Here is a 4,930-nt window from a genome sequence, read left to right on the forward strand (position 1 = left end):
GGGTCAGATCGACGACATCGAACAGCTTGGCGTCCACGGCCACATGCTCGCCCGGCTCCACGTTGCGCGAAGCAATCTGCCCGCCGAACGGCGCGCGCACGATGGTGTCCGCCACCGACAAATTCGATGACGACAACGCCGCCCGCGCCGCAGCCAGGTTTGCGGCCGCGATGGCGTACTGGCTCTGAGCGGTATCAAAGGCGTTCTTCGATATGAAGCCCTTTTCCACCAGCACGCGATTGTTTTCGAGCGTCTGTTTCGCGATGTCCAGTTGACCGGCCATCGCGGCCATTTGTCCGCGCGACTGGTCGGCGCGGGCGGCGTAATCGCGCGCATCGATCGTGGTCAGGATTTGTCCGGCCTTGACCGTATCGCCTTCGCGCGCCCGGACATCCAGCGCCGACCCCGCGACCTTCGCCTTCACTGCCGCTTGCGTGACTGCGCGCAGCGACCCGGTGAGCGGCAGCGTTTCGGACAGCGTATGACGCGTGACGACGGTGAGATCGTCCGGCGTGAATTCGATGACCGACTCATCGGCCGAAGCGGACGGCGTCGCCGGCGCTTCAGCCGCAGCGCGCTTTTTGAGCGAATGGACAACGCCGATCGCCAGCAAGATAACGACGACGATAGCCGCAATGACGCCTGCCCGTTTTGTGGATAAATGCATTGCCTGCCTGTGGAGCGTGGAGCACGCCGCACGATAGCGCGTTTCACGGCGACGGGCGGCAAAGTTGCCAAAGGTATCGCGAGGAGGCGGGCGCTGCAAGGGCCATGCGGCAGTGGATCAAATTGTTCTGGAGAAGCGCTGCACGGCATGACCGGCGAGATAGCGATCGAAGATCATTGCCACGTTGCGCACCAGCATGCGTCCGTCGGCGAGCACGTTGATGCCCCTGTTTGTGACTTCGACCAGCCCGTCCGCTTCGAGCGGTTTCAGCCGTTCGAGTTCGCTTGCGAACGCAATGGGAAACCGGATGCCATAAACCGCCTCGATGGCGTCGAAGCGCAGCGAGAACTGACACATCAACTGAGTAATGACGTCGCGCCGCATCCGGTCGTCGGCGGTAAGGCGCACACCGCGGGTGATCGCCAGCTCACCGCGGTCGATGGCCTCGCCGTATCCCGCCATGTCCTTCGCGTTCTGCGCGTAGACGTCGCCGACTTTGCTGATCGATGAAACCCCGAGCCCGATCAGATCGCAATCTGCTTGCGTGCTGTAGCCCTGGAAATTGCGCTGCAGCGTTCCGGCGCGCTGGGCGATCGCGAGTTCATCGGTGGGCAGCGCAAAATGATCCATCCCAATATACACGTAACCCGCCCCGGTCAGCTTCTCGATGACCCGTTCGAGTATCGCGAGACGTACGGCGGGCGAGGGCAGTGCGCTTGCATCGATGTGCCGCTGCATCTTGAAAAGGCGCGGCATATGCGCGTAGCCGAAGACGGACAGACGATCCGGCGCGAGGCCGATGATCGTATCGAGCGTACGGCTGAAGCTCTCGACGCTTTGATGCGGCAACCCGTAAATCAGGTCGACGCTGACCGACTTGTAGCCTTCCGCCCGCGCCGCCGACATCACTGCTTCGGTCATCTCGAAAGGCTGCACGCGATTGACCGCCTGCTGCACGCGCAGATCGAAGTCCTGCACGCCGAAGCTGAGGCGGTTGAAGCCCAGATCGCGCAACACGCCGATGGTCTCCGCCGACGCCTCGCGCGGATCGATCTCGATGGAAGATTCCGCTTGCGCGTCGGGAAGCAGATCGAACGCCTCGCCGGTCGCGACCATCAGCTCGGCCATTTCCTCGTGCGATAAAAACGTCGGCGTGCCGCCGCCCCAGTGCAATTGCGTGATGGGGCGGGTTGTATCGAAGCACGCGGCCTGCAAGGCAAGCTCACGTTTCATCCGATCGAGATACGGCCTCCCGTGCGCGCGATTCTTCGTCACGATCTTGTTGCAGCCGCAATAGAAACAGACTGTGTCGCAGAAGGGAATATGGAAGTACAGCGAGAGATCCGCCGATGCCGCGTCCGGGTCCGCCGCCGCCCGCCTGTAATGGTCGCGATCGAAGGCGTCGGTGAACTGGACGGCGGTCGGATACGACGTGTAGCGCGGCCCGGCCGCATCATATTTGGTGAGCAGATCGGGGCGGAAGAGGGACATTGCTGACAGGCCGTGATGGAATCGTTCGAGTCTATCCGACACATTTCCACGATTCTTGCGTGATATCGCCGCAGTCACCCAGTGGCACAATGCCGGGTTGCCGCTTTTTAAAAACGCCCGATCCATGGCCGCCGTCCCCGACCCGAAGATGTCCGCCCACGCGTGCCGCGAAGCGTGCGGCGCGTGCTGCATCGCGCCGTCCATTTCGAGCGCGATTCCCGGCATGCCTCACGGCAAGCCGGCAGGCGTACGGTGCGTGCAGCTCGGAGAGGATCTGCGCTGCGCGATATTCGGCGATCCGCGCCGACCCGCGTGCTGCTCGGGCCTTCAGCCATCGGAACCGATGTGTGGAGACAGCCGCGGCTACGCGCTCGCCTGGCTGACGCAACTCGAAATCGATACACAACCTGAGCAACCCGAGCGCGTCTGAACGGTCGAACGCTCATTCAAGTCACTGGAGAATTTCGCATGACTCAAGCCGTTGCGCCGAAGCGGCGCCGGTTCCTGCTCGCGGCCCTGGGCGGCGCGGGCGCGGTGGCGCTGGGAACTCAGCCGGGCAAACCGGCGCGCGCTGCATCCATTTTCCCGTTCATCCCCGATCACTACACGTTCAGCCGCGCCGAAGTACAGGACGCCGTGCAGCGCAAGTTTCCGTTGCAGCGCACGGCATCGCAGATATTCGATGTCACGCTCGCCAATCCGCTGGTCGGCCTTGCACCGGATCGCAACCGCATCACCGTGCGGGTGGACGCCCGCCTGGCAACGCCGTTCATGCCGAACCCCGTGACGGGCGTCTTCACGTTGTCCAGCCAACTGGCCTACGACGCAGCCAGCCATTCGGTCATCCTGATGTCGCCGACTGTCGACGATACCCAGGTCACCGGCGACGCCGCGCAATACACCCAGCAGATCAACGCGGCCGGCGCGGTCATGGCGACGCAGTTTCTCGACCGCTACCCCATCTACACGTTCAAGCCCGAACAATTACAGTTTGCCGGAGTTAATTACGAACCCGGTACAATCACCGTCCTTACAAACGGCATACGCGTGCAGATCGTCGAGAAATAGTTTTTTTCGATGACATTTCCGCTCGCGGCATGCCCTGAACGACCGGCCGGCAACGGCCGACCAATGGCGAAAGGGCGGAGCGATGGACGGGATTCTGTTTTGCAAGGCGCTGATTCTGGGCGTGGTGGAGGGGTTGACCGAGTTTTTGCCGGTCTCGAGCACGGGACATCTGATCGTGGCCGGCAGTTTGCTGAACTTTACGAACGCCCAGGCGAAGACGTTCGACGTGGTGATCCAGTTCGGCGCGATCCTTGCCATTGTCTGGGAGTACCGGCGCAAGATCGGATCAATCGTGGCCGGTCTTCCAACGCAGCCCAAGGCACGCCGGTTCACGTTGAACGTGATCATTGCGACCATTCCGGCCATCGTGCTGGGACTGCTGCTCGAAAAGCACATCAAGGCTGTCTTGTTCGCGCCGGTGCCGGTTTCGGTGGCGCTGATCGTGGGTGGCCTCGTGATCCTGTGGGCGGAGGCACGCAACCGCGACAAGAATGTCGCGCCTCGCGTGACTTCCGTCGACGACCTCAGTTATTCCGATGCGCTCAAGGTCGGCCTCGCGCAGTGCTTTGCGCTGATTCCGGGTACATCGCGTTCGGGATCGACGATCATCGGCGGAATGTTGTTCGGGCTGGAACGCAAGGTTGCGACCGAGTTTTCGTTTTTCCTCGCGATCCCGATCATTTTCGGTGCCACGTTGTATGAGCTTGCGAGGGACTGGAAGTCCCTGACGGTGGACTCGCTCGGGCTCTTCATGGTCGGGCTGGTGGCGGCGTTCATCAGCGCGTTCGTTTGTATCCGATGGCTGCTGCGCTACGTCGCCACGCACGATTTCACGGCGTTCGCGTGGTATCGGATCGGCTTCGGGTTGCTGATCTTGATCGTCGGATACAGCGGCGGATTGAGCTGGGCTGAATAAGCGGTTGCCCATGCATATGGAAACAGGCCGGTTCAACTTCAGTTGAATCGGCCTGTTTTGTTTCAGCGATGCGGGGTATGCGCTACGTCAGCGGCGTTTGAACACCAGGTCCCAGACGCCGTGGCCGAGTTTCAGCCCGCGGCGTTCGAACTTGGTCACCGGCCGATAATCCGGACGCGGGGCATAACCCGCATCGGACGTATTGTCGAGCGCCGGTTCCGCCAGTAACACCTCGAGCATCTGCTCGGCATAGTTCTGCCAGTCTGTCGCGAGATGCAGATAACCGCCGGGCTTGAGCCGCGACACGAGCAGCGAGACGAACCCCGGCTGTATCAACCGGCGCTTATGGTGCCGCGCCTTGTGCCACGGATCGGGGAAATAAATGTGAACGCCGTCGAGGCTTTCCGCCGCGATCATGTGTTCGAGCACTTCCACGGCGTCGTGCTGGACGATCCGGATGTTTTCAAGGCCCTGCTCACCGATCAGTTTCAACAGCGCGCCCACGCCCGGCTCGTGCACTTCGACGCCGAGAAAAGCATCGCCGGGACGTGCCGTGGCGATTTCCGCCGTCGTCGCGCCCATGCCGAAGCCGATTTCGAGCACGCGCGGCGCGCTCCGGCCGAAGGCAGCATCCCAATCGAGCGGTTGCGGCGTGTACGGCACGACAAAACGCGGGCCGAAGTCATCGAGCGCACGACGTTGTCCCGTCGATACCCGGCCCGCCCGCGTCACGAAACTCCGGATACGGCGGTGCGGCCGGCCGTCAGCCGTATTCTCGCCTTCGGTTG

6 protein-coding genes are annotated in these 4,930 nt (G+C 62.4%); 3 read left to right on the top strand and 3 right to left on the bottom strand.

All coding sequences use genetic code 11. The features are described from left to right. Positions 1–667 (bottom strand): efflux RND transporter periplasmic adaptor subunit (locus ACFFAR_RS24665; protein WP_174362935.1); only part of this gene is annotated, 667 nt, incomplete at its 3' end. Positions 668–784: 117 nt separating this feature from the next. Next, positions 785–2,158 (bottom strand): oxygen-independent coproporphyrinogen III oxidase, encoded by a 1,374-nt coding sequence (gene hemN, locus ACFFAR_RS24670; RefSeq protein WP_174362934.1) that lies wholly within the window; start codon positions 2,156–2,158, stop codon positions 785–787. Between the two features lie 124 nt (positions 2,159–2,282). On the opposite strand from hemN, the gene ACFFAR_RS24675 reads away from it, so the two are divergent. From ACFFAR_RS24675 to ACFFAR_RS24685, 3 genes are all read left to right on the top strand, one after another. Further along, positions 2,283–2,588: a YkgJ family cysteine cluster protein gene (locus ACFFAR_RS24675; protein ID WP_061998877.1), complete on the top strand. Its 306-nt coding sequence runs from the start codon at positions 2,283–2,285 to the stop codon at positions 2,586–2,588. A 38-nt stretch (positions 2,589–2,626) separates the two neighbouring features. Next, positions 2,627–3,226 (top strand): DUF1439 domain-containing protein, encoded by a 600-nt coding sequence (locus ACFFAR_RS24680; RefSeq protein ID WP_375508624.1) that lies wholly within the window; start codon positions 2,627–2,629, stop codon positions 3,224–3,226. A gap of 82 nt (positions 3,227–3,308) precedes the next feature. Continuing rightward, the gene (locus ACFFAR_RS24685; protein WP_061998879.1) at positions 3,309–4,142 is read left to right on the top strand and encodes an undecaprenyl-diphosphate phosphatase; all 834 of its coding nucleotides are present in this window, start codon (positions 3,309–3,311) and stop codon (positions 4,140–4,142) included. A gap of 87 nt (positions 4,143–4,229) precedes the next feature. Here ACFFAR_RS24685 and trmB read toward each other — a convergent pair. Then, positions 4,230–4,930, bottom strand: a 701-nt coding sequence (gene trmB / locus ACFFAR_RS24690) for a tRNA (guanosine(46)-N7)-methyltransferase TrmB (RefSeq protein WP_375508625.1), incomplete at its 5' end; no start/stop codon positions are given.

The sequence above is a fragment of the uncultured Caballeronia sp. genome (genome assembly GCF_964243625.1).
Classification (GTDB): domain Bacteria; phylum Pseudomonadota; class Gammaproteobacteria; order Burkholderiales; family Burkholderiaceae; genus Caballeronia.